At 40.0% G+C, this 16,032-nt stretch carries 8 protein-coding genes; 4 read left to right on the top strand and 4 right to left on the bottom strand.

Annotated elements, in window-relative coordinates; genetic code table 11:
- Positions 1–73 precede the first annotated feature (73 nt).
- Positions 74–802, top strand: coding sequence for an oxidoreductase (locus H0W62_02200; GenBank protein ID MBA3647352.1), 729 nt, complete (start codon positions 74–76; stop codon positions 800–802).
- 38 nt (positions 803–840) lie between these two features.
- Here the strand turns inward: H0W62_02200 and H0W62_02195 are convergent, their stop codons facing one another.
- Together H0W62_02195 and recO are read right to left on the bottom strand one after the other, a co-directional pair.
- Positions 841–2,025, bottom strand: a complete 1,185-nt coding sequence (locus tag H0W62_02195; GenBank protein ID MBA3647351.1) for an MFS transporter — start codon at positions 2,023–2,025, stop codon at positions 841–843.
- Between the two features lie 11 nt (positions 2,026–2,036).
- Entirely contained in the window at positions 2,037–2,750 is a 714-nt protein-coding gene (recO, locus tag H0W62_02190) for a DNA repair protein RecO (GenBank protein MBA3647350.1), read from the bottom strand.
- Positions 2,751–2,864: 114 nt separating this feature from the next.
- Between recO and mfd the strand changes: the two genes are divergently transcribed.
- The 3 genes from mfd (at position 2,865) to H0W62_02175 (ending at position 8,212) form a co-directional block, all read left to right on the top strand.
- A complete protein-coding gene (mfd, locus tag H0W62_02185; protein ID MBA3647349.1) occupies positions 2,865–6,344 on the top strand; it encodes a transcription-repair coupling factor in 3,480 nt (1,159 codons plus the stop codon).
- Positions 6,345–6,532: 188 nt separating this feature from the next.
- Complete coding sequence (locus H0W62_02180; GenBank protein MBA3647348.1) at positions 6,533–7,345, top strand: hypothetical protein; 813 nt, start codon at positions 6,533–6,535, stop codon at positions 7,343–7,345.
- Positions 7,346–7,552: 207 nt separating this feature from the next.
- Positions 7,553–8,212, top strand: a complete 660-nt coding sequence (locus tag H0W62_02175) for a hypothetical protein (protein ID MBA3647347.1) — start codon at positions 7,553–7,555, stop codon at positions 8,210–8,212.
- Positions 8,213–8,661: 449 nt separating this feature from the next.
- Here H0W62_02175 and H0W62_02170 read toward each other — a convergent pair whose 3' ends face one another.
- Together H0W62_02170 and H0W62_02165 are read right to left on the bottom strand one after the other, a co-directional pair.
- On the bottom strand, positions 8,662–12,285 hold the full coding sequence (locus H0W62_02170) for a VCBS repeat-containing protein (GenBank protein ID MBA3647346.1): 3,624 nt from the start codon (positions 12,283–12,285) through the stop codon (positions 8,662–8,664).
- A gap of 54 nt (positions 12,286–12,339) precedes the next feature.
- Positions 12,340–15,951, bottom strand: coding sequence for a VCBS repeat-containing protein (locus H0W62_02165; GenBank protein MBA3647345.1), 3,612 nt, complete (start codon positions 15,949–15,951; stop codon positions 12,340–12,342).
- Between the last annotated feature and the right edge of the window lie 81 nt (positions 15,952–16,032).

The raw sequence follows: 16,032 nt of genomic DNA, 5'->3' as shown, positions 1-16,032 counted from the left end.
GCATCGCAACCATCCCTGGAGTTGAACATTCTTATTTCCCCTGTCGTTGTATTCCTGTTAAAACGAGGATAAAATGGCTTTGGGAAAATGGTTTTCAGCAGAAGTAACAAATATTATAGATGAGACAGAAAACACAAAAAGATTTTTCTTCAAAGTCCCGGAACTTGAAGTATTTAATTTTAAGGCAGGACAATTTATAACCTTTGATCTTCCCATCCATGAAAAGAAAAACCGGCGCTGGCGAAGTTATTCTATGGCATCGCCTCCAAATGGCAGTAATGAATTTGAGTTAGTTATTGTCTATGTTCCTCAGGGATCGGCGACAAACTATTTATGGAGCAAAGTCAGAATTGGATCAACTATTCCATTCAAAGGACCTGCAGGCAACTTTATATTACCTGATGTTATTGATACCGACCTTTGTTTTATTGCGACAGGAACTGGCATTGCTCCTTTTCGTTCTATGCTTTATGATGAAATCAATCACCCGCGGGCAACCCGGAATATCAACTTGATTTTCGGTACACGGTACTTAAAAGATATCCTGTACCGGCAGGAAATTGAGGCAATTCACCATCAGCTTCCGCAATTTAAATTTATACCTGCACTGTCCAGAGAATACTCACCGGATTATAGTGGACATAAAGGGTATGTTCATGCGGTGTACGAAAAACTCTTTTCAGATAAAAGGCCGGCTAATTACTATCTGTGCGGCTGGCGCAATATGGTTGATGAGGCGAAAGTCAGAATTGCTGCAATGGGTTATAATAAAAAAGATATCCACGTAGAATTATATGGATAGCATGCTGAATGCTGTTAAGAATAATTAGAAAATAAAAATTATCTGACAGCACTTCTTTCCTTAAGCGACATGCTGCCGAGGAGTATTGCTGTGAGCATTGCACCAGCGGCACTTAATGCAAAAGTTGCTTCAGGAGATACCTTATACCATATTATTCCTGCCACAGAGCTTGCAATAAGCGCAGCAATCGAATTCCAACCTGTGTAAAACCCAATTGCACTTGCTGTTTCACTTTTTGGAACAATATTGCTGATCAAGGCTTTTGATATGCCTTCTGTTGCAGCAGCATAGATGCCATATAAAAAAAACATAATGGCTATTGCAACCATGTTTTGGGTGAAGGCCATTCCTCCATACGCCACGGCAAAAATTATGAAGCCGGCTGTAATCATTTTTTTCATTCCTATTTTATCAGAAAGTCTTCCTGCCGGCAGAGAGAATAAAGCAAATACAATGTTGTAAAAGATATAAATGATTAATACGGAAGAATCATTTCCTGCAACTGTTTTTGCGCGAAGCAAAAGAAAAACGTCAGAGCTGTTTATTAATCCGAAAAAAAGTAATGCAACCATTAGCTTGCGAAAGGATAACGAAGAATTCCGCCAGTAAAAGAATTTTTCAGCGGGAGATGATTTGCCCTTTTCAATAATGATTGTTTTATGCCTTTCTCTTATAACTAATGTTAAGAGCAAGCTTAATGTTGCCGGTATAAAAGCTATAAGGAAAAGGGGGGCATATTTACCTGGATGATATTGTAGAAAGATTAAGGCTACAAATGGTCCGAGGGCAGCACCCGACGTATCCAGGGCCCGATGGAAGCCGAAGACGGTGCCTTTATTTTCTGGAGTGGTTTCATCGGAAAGAATTGCATCACGTGCGCCGGTACGAATTCCTTTTCCAAGACGGTCGATGGTACGGGCAAGAAAAATCCACAGGGGAAAAGAAAAGACAGCCATCATTGGCTTCGAAATGGAGCTTAAAAAATATCCCATTCGCACAAATGGCATTCGCCTTTCCTTAGAATCTGAAATCCTGCCAAAATAAATTTTACTTATTCCGGCTATTGCTTCTGCAAATCCTTCTAAAACTCCAATGATAATGGTTGAAAATCCGATTGATTGTAGAAACAGCGGCATTACGGGATACAGCATTTCACTCGATACGTCAGTGAGCAGGCTTACTATAGAAAGCAGTAAGATCGTGGGTGTAATAATCTTCTTCATCACAAATCCTGTTAGTTTCTGAATACTTCTTCAAGAATCTGAAGCGATTTGGGACGCGAGAAATTTGGAATGTGTATCTGATAATATTGCAGCAAGGTATCAAGTAAAATTTTTCGTTGCACGGAAGAAATTACAACAGGTGTTTTTAGAATTTGTGCAGACAGCATTTTGGTAACCGAAGAATCTAATAATGCAACATTATTTTGGTGAGAGGTAACAAAGGTACCTTCACTTAAATCGAAGTAAGGTGTTTCTTTGGAAAATTTTCCATTGGGGAAAAAGCCAAGATAAATGGAAAGCTCTATCAGGAATTGTATTAAAAAATTTGATGGTATCCTGGTATTCTGATCAAGAGATTTAATTTTTTCATAAATAAAATAAAACAATGAAGTATTTTTTTCTTCTTCATGAATAGACTTTTGCAGCACTTCAATCATAAACAGTCCGATGGAACTCTTCAGCAGATCGAAGGGCAGTACAGCGAAGATGTGAGAAAATTGAAATTCTTTTAGCCGGTTCAGGTTTCTGTTTTCCCGATAATATACTTCCATGTCAAGTAATGAAAGCGACTGTAAGAGACTTGCTTTAAATTTAGATTTTGGAGACCGTATTCCGTTAACTATGTAGGATTGCAATCCAAATCTTTCCGTATAAATTTTGCTGACAACACTCGTCTCGGAAAATTTTATGGTTTTAAAAACAATGCCCCGTGTTTTATAAAGCATACTCTGATGGGCTAAGGTACTTTCTTCCTTAATTGTAATGATTCACGATAATATAAAAGCAACGTTTTTTATTTCCCCTGCAAAAAAATCTTGCACTTTCCATAATTTTGCGGCGTGAACCAGTTAGAACTGCTGCACCTTTACGGAGCAGATGAGCGGTTGAGAGATATAGCTTTTAAATTGGGCTCTTCAGTAAAGGGCAAGGGAGATCCTATTCATTTACATATCCAGGGATTGGTTGGATCATCATCCACCGTTATCGCTGCTGCGCTTCATCAGTTGCTAAATTATCCATCGGCTGCGCATCCACAGACTACAAATGAGATTTCCCTGCCCTCAAGTTTTTTGTTCATCTTAAATGATAAGGAAGAAGCTGCATATTTTCAAAATGACCTGCAGCAGTTTATTGAAAAACTCAATGGAAAAGAAGTTCTTTTTCTAAGCGATTCATTTCGAAGACCAGGTCACTTTGATGAGTGGAACAACAGTTACATGCAATTGAGAACGGAAGTGCTTAACCGTATTGCTAATTCCATATCAAAAAACGAAATTATAGTTACCTATCCTGAAGCCCTGATGGAAAAGGTAGTAAGCGCAAACGCACTTAGAAAATCAACGGCTCTTATCAAAATGAATGAAAAATTTGATGAGGATTTCATGATTGAGGTGCTGGTTAGTTACGGATTTGAAAGGGTGGATTTTGTTTATGAGCCTGGTCAGTTTGCTATCCGTGGTGGTATCATTGATATTTTTTCTTTCGGGAATGACTTGCCATACCGGGTTGAATTATTCGGTAATGAAGTAGAATCGATACGAGTTTTCGATCCATTGTCACAGTTATCGCAGCGAAAAATTGCACAGGTAACCATTGTTCCAAATATCCAGACACAGTTCTCAGGGGAAGAAAAAATTTCTTTGTTTGATTTTATTCCCACACAAACTATCGTTTGGTTCCAGGATGTACAATTTGCTATAAGCCGGATCGAATCTTCTTTTCAAAAAGCACAGGAATTATATGAACAGGTACAAAAAGTAACTCATTCCGGTGATGATTTTTTTCTGAAAGATGCCCCCTCAACCTTTTTCATAGATGGAGATTGGATGAGCTCCAAAGCGGAAAAGTTTACAACTATTGAATTTGGCAAGCAATTTTTCTTCCCAAAAGATGACTGGATAAGGTTTGATATGGAGCCGCAGCCAAGTGTAAATAAAAATTTTAATCTTTTAATTAATTACTGGCAAAAATATAAAGAGGACCGTTTTCAAATTCTGCTTTTTTCTGATAATACCAATCAGTTTCAGAGGCTCGATGCCATCTTTGAGGATTTAAAAGCCAATATCATTTATCAGCCTGTTCCATTTGCCATACGAGAGGGATTTATAGATAAAAACAACAAGATCGCCTGTTACACCGATCACCAGATTTTCGAGCGGTATCACCGGTATCATCTGAAAGAAGGCTATTCAAGAAGCAAGTCGCTTACACTGAAAATGCTTCGCGAACTACGGCCCGGAGATTTTGTAACTCATATCGATTATGGCGTGGGTGTTTTTAGCGGACTTGAAAAAATTGCCCAGAGAAATGCGGATGGCAATGAAAGCGGACAATTGCAGGAAGCAGTACGGCTGATTTACCGCGATAATGATTTATTATATGTCAATATTCAGTCACTTCATAAGATCAGCAAATATGTAGGGAAAGAGGGAACGGCTCCAAGGGTGAATAAGCTGGGTACAGATGTTTGGGAATCACTGAAGCGGAAAACAAAATCGAAGGTTAAGGACATTGCGAAGGAGCTGATTGAGCTGTATGCTAAAAGGAAAGCAACCACGGGTTTTGCATTTTCACCAGATTCCTATCTGCAAACGGAGCTGGAAGCAAGCTTTATTTATGAGGATACCCCTGATCAGTTAAAGGCAACAAATGATACCAAGCGGGATATGGAAAAAAGTTTCCCGATGGACCGCCTGGTATGCGGTGATGTTGGTTTCGGAAAAACAGAAGTAGCAGTAAGGGCAGCCTTTAAAGCTGTGGCGGATAGCAGGCAGGTAGCCTTACTGGTGCCAACCACCATTCTTGCTCTTCAGCATTATAAGACCTTTTCAGACCGCTTAAAAGAATTCCCCTGTACTATTGATTACATAAACCGTTTTAAATCTTCGAAGCAACAAAAGGAAACTATTGCAAAGCTGGAGCAGGGCCAAATCGATATTATTATAGGCACCTCTTCTTTGCTGGGACAAAAAATAAAGTTTAAAGATCTGGGCTTATTGATTATTGATGAAGAACAGAAGTTTGGTGTCTCAGCAAAAGAGAAACTACGACATCTTAAAACGAATGTAGACACGCTCACACTTACAGCCACACCTATTCCGCGTACGCTGCAGTTCTCTATGCTTGGCGCCCGGGACCTATCGATAATAAATACCCCGCCACCAAACCGGCAGCCCATTGAAACGGAGCTTATGGTCTTTGACCCGGAAAAAATTAAAGAAGCTGTGGAGTATGAAATAGGAAGAGGAGGGCAAGTATTTTTTATTCATAACCGGGTTAAAGATATCGGTGAAGTAGCTGCTATGCTCCATAAAATTTGTGCAGGCGCAGATATTACCGTTGCTCACGGGCAACTCGAAGGGCACATTCTGGAGGATAAGATGATGGGTTTTATTGAGCGCCGATATGATGTGCTGGTGTGTACTAATATTGTAGAATCCGGACTGGATATTCCTAATGCTAATACGATCATTATTAATGATGCCCAGAATTTCGGACTCAGCGATTTGCATCAGCTGAGAGGTCGTGTTGGCCGTTCTAACAAAAAAGCATTCTGTTACCTCGTAACGCCTCCCCTTTCTACCTTAACCTCAGACGCAAGAAAACGAATTAAAACCATTGAAGAGTTTTCGGACCTGGGCAGCGGATTTCAAATTTCTATGCGAGATATGGATATCCGCGGGGCCGGGAATCTGCTAGGTGCCGAACAAAGTGGCTTTATTGCAGACATTGGTTACGATACCTATCACAAAATCCTGGACGAAGCGGTCAGAGAGCTAAAAGAATCCGACTTTAAAGAGCTGTTTGCCGATGAGATCAAAGCAGATACAAAATTTGTGCGGGAATGTACTATTGATACGGATGCGGAAATGCTTATCCCTGATCTTTATGTATCAAATATTAATGAACGACTGGCACTTTATACAGAGCTGGACAACATAGATGATGATGAAGGCATCAAAGTATTTGCCCAAAAATTGCGCGATCGTTTCGGCCCTTTACCCAAGGAAGTAAATGAATTATTTGATGGTGTTCGCCTGCGTAAAATTGCCAGGCAATTAGGATTTGAGAAACTTCAGCAGCGAAGAGGAATACTGAAGTGTTACACTGTAGAAAATCCTGAATCTACATATTACGATTCAAATATTTTTGCACAGTTAATGGGATTTATTCTCCGCCATGCCAAAAGATGCTCAATGAGGCAAATGGAAAAAAATATAATGATTTCCATTCAGGATGTTAAAACCATACATCAGGCCATGCAAATTATGGAACAGATGATGGAGGCCAATGTTGAATCAGCCAGTGCAAATGTGTAATTTACAAAAGTAGTTTTCAGCCAAAGGTTTTAATCCTTGTGTTTGTGCCGCCGTGTGCCTGTCTTCGGCAGAGAGCTCGGGAGGAGACACGCCGGAGGCATGCAGGGGTCTACTACTGCAGTCTTTATGAAGGTAACCAAAATTGTAGCAGCAGAAAATTAGTTATAATGAAATGATTATTCCTGCATATGAAAAAAGTGTTTATCATTTTGATAATGGTCATTCCATCATTTTGTAATGGTCAAAGCTTGGGTAATGTTTGGGAGTTAGGCCTATCATATAATACACCTAATTACATTTATATGTCAGCTGTTCGTTTTGACTCCGGCTTTGCTGATACCTTTAGCGTCTACCGCTCTATGTCTATGTTTGCTACTAATGCAAGCATCTGCGATACTTCGGGAAATTTACTTTTTTATTCAAATGGTCAATGGATAGCCAATCGAAATAATGATAGTCTTTCTAATGGTAAAGGATTTAACAGAGGCTATTCAACGGATTATTATTATGGTGATAATGGTTTAGGATTTGTTCAGGGAATGATTATTATCCCTCATCCTGATAGCTTTTTTTTATACGATCTATTCTATATCACTACGGAACCGCTTATCTATCAAAAACAACAATTATTCTATCCAATGCATTTAAGTCATAGTGTAGTGGACATGCGGAAAGATCATGGATTAGGAGCAGTTACAGTTAAAAATGAATATATTATTGAGGATACTTTATTGCAAGGCAAACTTTCTGCATGTAAGGCAGCTAATGGAAGAGATTGGTGGATACTCGCTCATAAGTGGAACTCTAATAAATTTTACCGTTGGTTGCTGACCCCCACAACTATTGAGGGGCCTTATGAGCAAGAAATCGGTTCGACTTTCTTTCAGGACTTTGGCTTTGGACAAACCTGTTTTTCACCGGATGGTAACCAATTTGTTTTTCAGTGTGGGACGAATATATTATGGACTATTATCATTTCGATCGTTGCACTGGATTACTGACGGATTGGCAAACACTACAGCTTAAGAAGCCGAAGATTTTTGACTTTCTAGGGTGTTCCTTTTCGCCAAATAATCGCTATTTTTATAACTCATCTCTTGATTATATTACGCAATTCGATACCAGAGAAAAAAATTTTCTCCAACAGCCGGATACGGTAGCTATTTGGGATAGCACATATTTGGATAGACAGACGTGGGTTCTTTTTAATGCAGGAAGCTCCTGACAATAGGATTTACATTTCTACTGAGCAGGGAACATACGTATTAACATACATAGATAGACCTGATAGTGATGGATTAGCTTGTAATGTAGTCCCTCATGGGCTTATTTTACCTTTTTTTAACAGTGTATCTATACCCTACTTTCCTAATTATGATCTCGGCCCTCTAGGCAACTATATTGCCGATGCAGGCCCTAACGACACTATCACCCAAGGCCAAAGCGTTGTGCTCGGTATTCCACCCGTAGCAGGGGTAAAGTATCAATGGCATTCAGATCCAACCTTAAGCGATACCACCGTTGCACAGCCTATTGCATCACCGGATACCACTACCACGTATTATCTTACCATTACAGACACCTCTACTTACAGCAGTTGTAATGTGAGAGAAGATACCGTAACGGTGTTTATGGATATTGCTGATGTAGTGCATACACCTAAACCGCAAAACCACGGTTCATTTAGAGTTTCACCAAATCCGGTTTCCTCATGCTCAACATCATTTATCAATCAAATGATGATGCTGTATTTGAGCTATATGATGAATTTGGGAATAGTTCTGCGACTATCAGCTTGTATCACTACTTTAAAAGTCGAATGCTCGATGTTAGTGCTTTTCCGAATGGGGTGTATGAATGGAAGGTAATGCAGCGAAGGGAGCGGGTGGCGGAGGGGAAAGTGGCGGTGGTGAGATGATGAATTTGACAGGGAGGGCACTTATAGTTGCATGGCTTTGATGTTAGCGAAGTTTTTTACTCTGTGCACAAACGGCCTTTGAAAAACAGAAGCATGAGTAAAGAAATGAGCAAAAAGCAAAAGGAAAAATGTGTGACAGTGCAGCATATAATTTTAAAAATAATCCTGGCCTGTAATCTGAGCTTTAATTTCCGTGAGTGAGCTTGGGTAGCGCTTCGGTTTTTCTACAGCCTTGACTTTTTGTTTCTTTTGGGTCAAGACAAAAGAAATTTAAAAAGAATATCATATCATTAAAATAAAATAATTCCGATGTCTTATGATGGAATCGAATGTGCAGTCAGAAAGTGTTGTATAGACTGGAAAAAGATGAAAACGGCTTAGAACAATTTCAATCCGTTTTTACTTTGCTGCCAGTGTTCCTGATGAAAACACTGTTCTTTCCTGGTTCTTGTAATCAGTTATCACAACCTTACTGGTAAGGCCAGGAATAAAAGAAATTACATTGGCATTTTGAGAGAGATAACCTCCCCCGAAATTGGTTTCATGCCGTTGCGTGTGTCCATCGTTCAGTATCACCTCTATATACTTGTCTTTATCAGTATAAGGAATTTTTTCAGTTCCGTGATCGTCAAGAGAGAATGCAAGCATTTTATCGTTGTTATTTGTACATAACATAACCGGTGCTTTATTCTTTCCGATATATATCATTGAAAGGGCTTTGGCATCCTGATTATTAAAGAACCCACTTTTAACGCTGGGTAAATAATTGAAATTTCCGGCTCCGTCCCCAAGAAGTACTTCGCCAATAAAGGCATCGTTGCGTTCGGTTTCTGTTTCTTTAGAGAAAAAATTTCCCTGGTAGACCAGATCAAGATAACCATCCCTGTTTACATCGTAGGCCATCATGCCGTAGATGGAAGAAGCCTGAGCCCGTATAGGTAATGCACGAAGTTCAAACTTTCCATTTCCTTTATTTTCAATGAAGGAGCTTGCCAGTGTTTTGGCACTCATATGATACGCTTTATCGAGGCCTTTAGGGCCATAAATCTCTTCTGTGGTGGACAAGGCAAAGCCTGAATAAGTTTTAAATTCTTTTGCCAGCATAGGCATTTGCTCAGCACTGTATTGAAGGTTTTTTACGGGATAGCTTTTCCCGAAATTGTAAAAGGAAATTACCACATCCTGAGTCCCATTCTTATCAAAATCATTCGCATACAGATCAATAGGATACTCAGGCGATGGACGATAATACCTCGTATTCCATCCTTCATTCGCCGCTATGTAGTCCATATCTCCATCATTATCAAAATCGCCGGACACGATACTATTCCACAATCCGGTGGTATTTTCAAATCCTATTTGTTTCGTAATATTTACAAATTTTCCATTTTCATTTTCTAAAAAAGTCACCGGCATCCATTCACCTGTAAGGATGAGGTCAAGCTTATTGTCATTATTGAAATCTGTCCATATGGCAGAGCACACTAGCCCTTCTTTATTTAATTCAGGTGCAATTTGAGCGGTAACATCTGTGAACTTACCATGGTTATTTTGAAGGATCGTGCTTTTGGCAGGGGAAGGATATTGCTGGGGAACCAACCGGCCTCCTATAAAAAGATCCAGATCGCCATCGTCATCGTAATCTCCGGCCACAATACAGGAGCCGCTCTCATTTAAAGCCGGCAATGCATCATTGGAAGCTTCACTGAACCTCCCTTTGCCATCGTTTATATAAAAGTGATCAGCATAAGCTTTGTCATTCGCAGCCATTTCATTCCCTCCCGAAACAACAAATAAGTCAAGATCCTCATCGCCATCTGCATCAAATAGAAGGGTTCCCAGACCATCTGCGGCTTTATCATTTTCCCATGGCTGTCCGCCAGAGGCCTGAAATTCTCCATTGGCAGTCTGGAGATAAAGCACTCCGGTCTGTCGCATAGCACCGCACACAAAAAAATCATCCAGCCCATCATCATTCACATCGCCTGCAGCAAGCCCCGGACCGTAATGGCTGTTCTTTTGGGGAAGCAGCAGCTCTTTCTGAAAATCATTATACTCATCTTCCTGGTGCACAAAATCGATCTTTAGCTTGTTCGTCACGTCGCTAAACATAGGAGCCGATTGATCCTGGGGCTCAAGGTTTTTTTCCAAAGCATCTTTATAACTTACAGTGTACACATGATCCGCCTCCAGATTATCTAATTCCTGCTGCCTGCCATCAGGCCATTTTATATATACCTTATCAACTGATGTGGCATCGCCTAAACCAAAGTGCATGAAATTCTCAGAACATGACTGGTAACCGCGAACCACATGATAGGATTGAAACTGCATCCCATTTTTGGTGTAAATTTTAACCTCAGTGCCTATCCCTTTTGTATTTTTTTCCGATCCTGAAAACTTAAACTGAATAAAATGGTTTTTGAGCATCTGTGACTCATTATTCCGGTAGACTAAGGATGTTTGATCAGTATTGCTAACTACAATGTCAATATCACCATCCTTATCAAAATCTGCAAAGGCTGCACCATGCGAAATAGTCGGTTCAAAAAATCCCCAGTTATTTGTTTCACGGGTAAAAGTAAGGTCGCCGTTATTTTTGAAAACACAATTGGGGTCGCGTAGCTTTTTATGGTTAATAATGCGTTGCATCTTATTATAGGTGGCAGTATCTTTTCTACGTGTTGCATCTTTCATTGCCTGATACAGTTCACGCTCGTCTATATTGAAGGTTTTATAATACCCATTTGACATAAAGATGTCCTGGTATCCGTCATTATCCAGGTCAACTAAAAGCGGAGACCAGCTCCACTCGGTAGCATCTACACCGGCGAGCTCAGCAATCTCAGAGAAATAGCCATTGCCATTGTTAAGCTGTAAAGAATTCTTTACATACTGATAGTAATATCCTCCCGCCACCATGTTATTAAATTCAGCACGACGCTGTGACAGCATAAAAGACCTGCGTACATAAGAGTGATCAAACTTCATATCGGCTACCATTATATCCAGGTATCCGTCATTATTGATATCACCTATATCACTACCCATCCCAAACAGGGAGGTTTTTTTTATGTAATCTTTGGTTGACTCCTTAAATGTGCCATTTTTCTGGTTCACGAAGTACAGATCATACATGGCAAAATCATTGGGAACGTAGATATCAGGATATCCATCTCCATTTAAATCTCCTGATGTGCAGCTTAAGCTATAGCCTTGCGTATTGATGCCTGCTTCTTTGGAAACATCAATAAAATGACCACCGTCATTCCTGTAAAGCTTATCACTTTGATTTTGGCCGGTACCTACTTTTTCAAAGTTATTAAAGCGCATTTTATCGACCCAGTCGGTAGGGTGGCAGGCTAAAAACAGATCCATATCGCCATCCTTATCGTAGTCGAAGAAGTTTGCCATTATATGAAAGCTTTCCTTTGAATCGATGCCGTATTGTGCTGCTTTTTCAGAAAAAGTATTATCTCCATTGTTAACATAAAGGAGGTTTGCAAGAGAATCTTTCCACCGGGAACGGCATACATAAATATCATCCAATCCGTCATTATTTATATCAACGATTGATACACCTGTTGACCATCCCTTATTCCGCTGTAAAATGCCTGCCGGAGCAGAAACATCCTTGAAATGCATATTGCCTTCATTAATATAAAGCCGGTCAGGAACCAGGTTAGCCGTAAAATACAGGTCGGGCAGAGAATCGCCATTTACGTTCAGAACTGCCACTCCGGCGCCGTTGTAATAGTAATTATATTGATTGTTGTCATCGCCTATGTGATACTGCACCTTATTAATAAAATTCAGACCGGTAGCCTGATTACTTAAAATATCAAATAATTTGCCGGTGGATTTATCGATAGGATCAAACTTGGTACTGTCGTAACCCGGAAAATCTATAGCAGTAAGATCAGCATTCTTATAACCACTATTGCAGGATGATAAGGTAACTGCAAGCAAGGTTGTACAACCAAAAGCAAGCATTCCCCAACTGATTCCCATCCAATGTTTCATGTTTTTTATTTTTTATAAGGCAGTGTCAAAAACTGACACTGCTGAGGAATTGGATTATTTTGAGGCAAGAACACCACTTTGATACACTACGCGCTGTTCACCTTTATAATTGGTTGCTACTACCTTGTCGACTAATGGGGCCATAAAGGAGAGCATCTTCGAGTTTTCTGAAAGAAAGCCGGAACCGATATTGGGCTCAAAACGACTTTTACGACTGTCTTTATAGAAAATATCTGCATACTTATCCTGTTCGGTAAGCCTGATTTCATTCTTAGCATTGTTAGTGATTTCGTAGGCGAACATCTTGCTGTTATTATTCGTACCCATCAACACCGGCATGTCATCTTTACCTACATAAATCATGGCGAGTGCCTTTGCGTCTTTTTTCGATAAAAACCCTGTTTGCTGAACCGATTGAGAAGAAAAGCTTCCTTTTCCATCGCCCAGCATTACCAGGCCAATGCAGGCATCGTCACGTTCTGTTTCCGATTCAGTGTTGTAAAAATTTCCATGAGCTATAATATCCAGGTTGCCATCGTTATTTACATCATATGGAACCATACCGTAAAGACATGAAAATTGGGCTTCAACCGGAAGAGGCCTCACGGCAAATGTGCCATTTCCCTGGTTTTCTATGTAAGAAGAAGCAAATGTATTAGCGATAAGATGATAAGATTTATCCAGTGCCTCCTGACCAAAAACTTCAGGCGTGGTTGCAAGGGCAAACTGTTTATACAGTTCGAACTTTTTACCCAACATGGGAACCTGCTCGGCCATTGTCATCCTTGTTTTAACAGGATACGCTTTCCCGTGATTGTAGACAGACATCAGCAAATCGTTTGTTCCATTCTTATCAAAGTCTGCGGCATAGCATTCTACCGGTTCAGTGGCTGTCGGTTTATAGTAACGTGAATTCAGGCCTTCATTTCCTGCTACATAATCTATGTCACCATCGTTATCAAAATCACCTGCCACAATACTGTTCCACCAGCCAGTATAATTTTCAAGACCTGCTTCTTTGGTAGCATTCTCAAATTTCCCACCTGTATTTTTCAATACGGTGATGGGTGTCCATTCACCTGCTATAATTATATCTAATTTGCCATCACTGTTATAGTCACTCCAGATGGCTCCGCAAACCAGCCCGATTTTGTCGAGCATAGGGGCTATTTCACTGGTAACATCTTTAAAGGTGCCTTTATCATTTCGCAGTATAGTACTCTTTGCGGGATATGGATAATTTCCGGGAACTACTCTTCCTCCAAGGAAAAGATCCAGATCACCGTCATTATCAAAATCGCCGGCTACTGCGCAAGAGTTGCTGATATGCTCTTCAGGCAATGCCTTAGCCGACCTGGTAAAATTTCCTTTACCATCATTTAAGTAAAGAAGATCCTCCAGGTTTACATCATCTGCTTTATATTCATTTCCCCCGGAAGCCATATATAAATCCATATCGCCATCGCCGTCTGCATCAAAGAAAAGCACACCAAGTGATTCGCTCATTTTATCCTGATCCCAGGGCTGCTGAGAGGCTTTCTCAAATTTTTTGTTTGCGGCCTGGAGGTATAATGCTCCGGGATGCTGCTGCGCTCCACCAACGTAAAAATCTTCAAGTCCGTCATTATTTACGTCAGCCACGGCAAGTCCCGGGCCATAGCGGCTTAACTTATGCGGCAATAATAGTTCTTTGGTAAAGTCCTCATAATCATTTTCCTGGTGAACGTAATCAATGCCTAGCTTGTCGGTAGACTCGGTAAACATTCGGTTGTATTTTGGATGAAGATCAATTTTCCTGTTGGTAGCGTTTTTATAATTTAAGGCGATCAATTGATTAACCTTCAAATTAAATAGCTCTTCAGTTTTTCCATCAGGCCATTCCACCACTACTCTTTTTACACTATCGTCTTTCGCTAATCCGAAATGCATAAAGTTTTCGGATGAAGACTGGTAGCCGCGAACTACATGGTGCTCACCGAATTGCATTCCGCTGTTACTCCAGATATGCACCTTAGCACCAATGGCATTCAGGTTTTTTGATTCTCCTTTAAAGTCAAACTCTATCCAGTTATTTCCCACAAGCTTTTCTTCATTATTCCGATAGATAAAAGGAGTACGGTCAGTATTACTTACAATAAGATCAAGGTCTCCGTCCTTGTCCAGATCCGCAAATGCGGCTCCGTGGTTTATGTTAGGAAGGTTTATCCCCCACGTTTGTGACTCATCGGTAAAGGTGAGATCATGGTTATTTTTGAAGATGAAATCCGGATCCTCCAGTTTTTTCTTATTCACCATCTTATAAAGCTTATTGTAGGCAACGCTGTCTTTGCGTCTCGTAGCATCCTTCATAGCCTGGTATAATTCACGTTCATCTACATTGAGCCAGCGGTAATATCCATTCGGTATAAAAACATCTTTCCATCCATCATTATCGAAATCGGCAAATAAAGGCCCCCATGACCAGTCAGTAGCATCAGTTCCCGCAAGGTTAGCTATTTCAGAAAAGGTGCCATCGCCATTATTCAATTGTAGCGTGTTCTTTACATACTGGTATCCATAACCCGAAGTGGTCATATTATTAAACTCATTGCGGCGAAGTCCCAGAGCAAAAGAACGCCGGACATAGGAGTAATTAAAGCGCATATCCGCGGTTACAATATCCTGAAATCCATCGTTATTAAAATCAGCAATATCAACTCCCATTGAAAACATGGAAGTTTTATTCAATATATTTCTTGATTCATCAGCAAAGGTCCCGTTCTTATTATTCATATAAACGTAATCATACATTGCAAAATCGTTGCAGCCATATATATCCTGCCAGCCATCATCATTCAGGTCAGCAGCACATACTGCTAAACCGTAACCGTGATTATTAATGCCTGCTTGTTTTGACATATCGGTAAAGTGCCCATTGCCATCATTCCTGTAAAACTTATCACTTTGATTAGTTCCTTTTTCAACCTTTTCGAGGTTATTAAAGCGCATGCGTTCAATCCAGTCGGATGGATGATTTTTAACGTATAAGTCAAGATCACCATCGTTATCATAATCAAAAAATACTGCACCCATAGTATAACAATCCGGGCAGTCTACTCCATACTGTTTTCCTACTTCAGTAAAGGTGTTATTTCCTTTATTGATATAAAGAAGATTTGAAAGCGAATCTTTCCAGCGTGACCGGCAGACATATATATCATCATATCCATCGTTATTCACATCAGCAACTGAAACTCCGGTAGACCAACCTTTATTTTTTTGAAAGATCCCGGAATTAGCGGATATATCTTTAAAGTGCATGTTGCCCTCGTTAATATACACGGCATCTGGTACCTGGTTACCGCTGAAATAGAGATCGGGTAGGGAATCTCCATTTACATTCATTACACCTACGCCGCCACCATTATAATAGTTAACATAAAGATTATTGTCCTGCAGAAAGCCAAATTTGAGTTGGTTAATGAAGTTGATGCCCGTTGAGGTACCGGTAAGGATGTCGAACATCTTTCCTGAATTGCCATCTGTTTTATCAAACTTCGAGCTGTCGGCAGCAGGAAAATCAAAGTTTTTCTGATAGACCTTTTCAAAATTAGTGCAGGATGCGACAAACAGAAGTACTGAAACGAGTAAGATTCCGAAATTAAAACGGGTAATGAATCTGCTCATATTAACGGGTAGATTTTTATGAAATGAAAATTAACTGGTTAAGAATGCTTTTTAATAGATAACGGTATGAAAAAGCAAATT

The sequence above is a fragment of the Chitinophagales bacterium genome, from assembly GCA_013816805.1.
Lineage (GTDB): Bacteria > Bacteroidota > Bacteroidia > Chitinophagales > UBA10324 > MGR-bin340.
The sequence above is the reverse complement of the archived record's forward strand: the minus strand, read 5'-3'. Positions and strand labels throughout refer to the sequence as shown.

What these genes read in the sequence shown, in the direction of transcription:
- recO (MBA3647350.1), bottom strand. Translation starts at nt 2,750, where the DNA reads ATGCTTTATAAAACACGGGGCATTGTTTTTAAAACCATAAAATTTTCC.
- H0W62_02165 (MBA3647345.1), bottom strand. Translation starts at nt 15,951, where the DNA reads ATGAGCAGATTCATTACCCGTTTTAATTTCGGAATCTTACTCGTTTCA.
- H0W62_02200 (MBA3647352.1), top strand. Translation starts at nt 74, where the DNA reads ATGGCTTTGGGAAAATGGTTTTCAGCAGAAGTAACAAATATTATAGAT.
- H0W62_02175 (MBA3647347.1), top strand. Translation starts at nt 7,553, where the DNA reads ATGCAGGAAGCTCCTGACAATAGGATTTACATTTCTACTGAGCAGGGA.
- H0W62_02180 (MBA3647348.1), top strand. Translation starts at nt 6,533, where the DNA reads ATGAAAAAAGTGTTTATCATTTTGATAATGGTCATTCCATCATTTTGT.
- H0W62_02195 (MBA3647351.1), bottom strand. Translation starts at nt 2,025, where the DNA reads ATGAAGAAGATTATTACACCCACGATCTTACTGCTTTCTATAGTAAGC.
- H0W62_02170 (MBA3647346.1), bottom strand. Translation starts at nt 12,285, where the DNA reads ATGAAACATTGGATGGGAATCAGTTGGGGAATGCTTGCTTTTGGTTGT.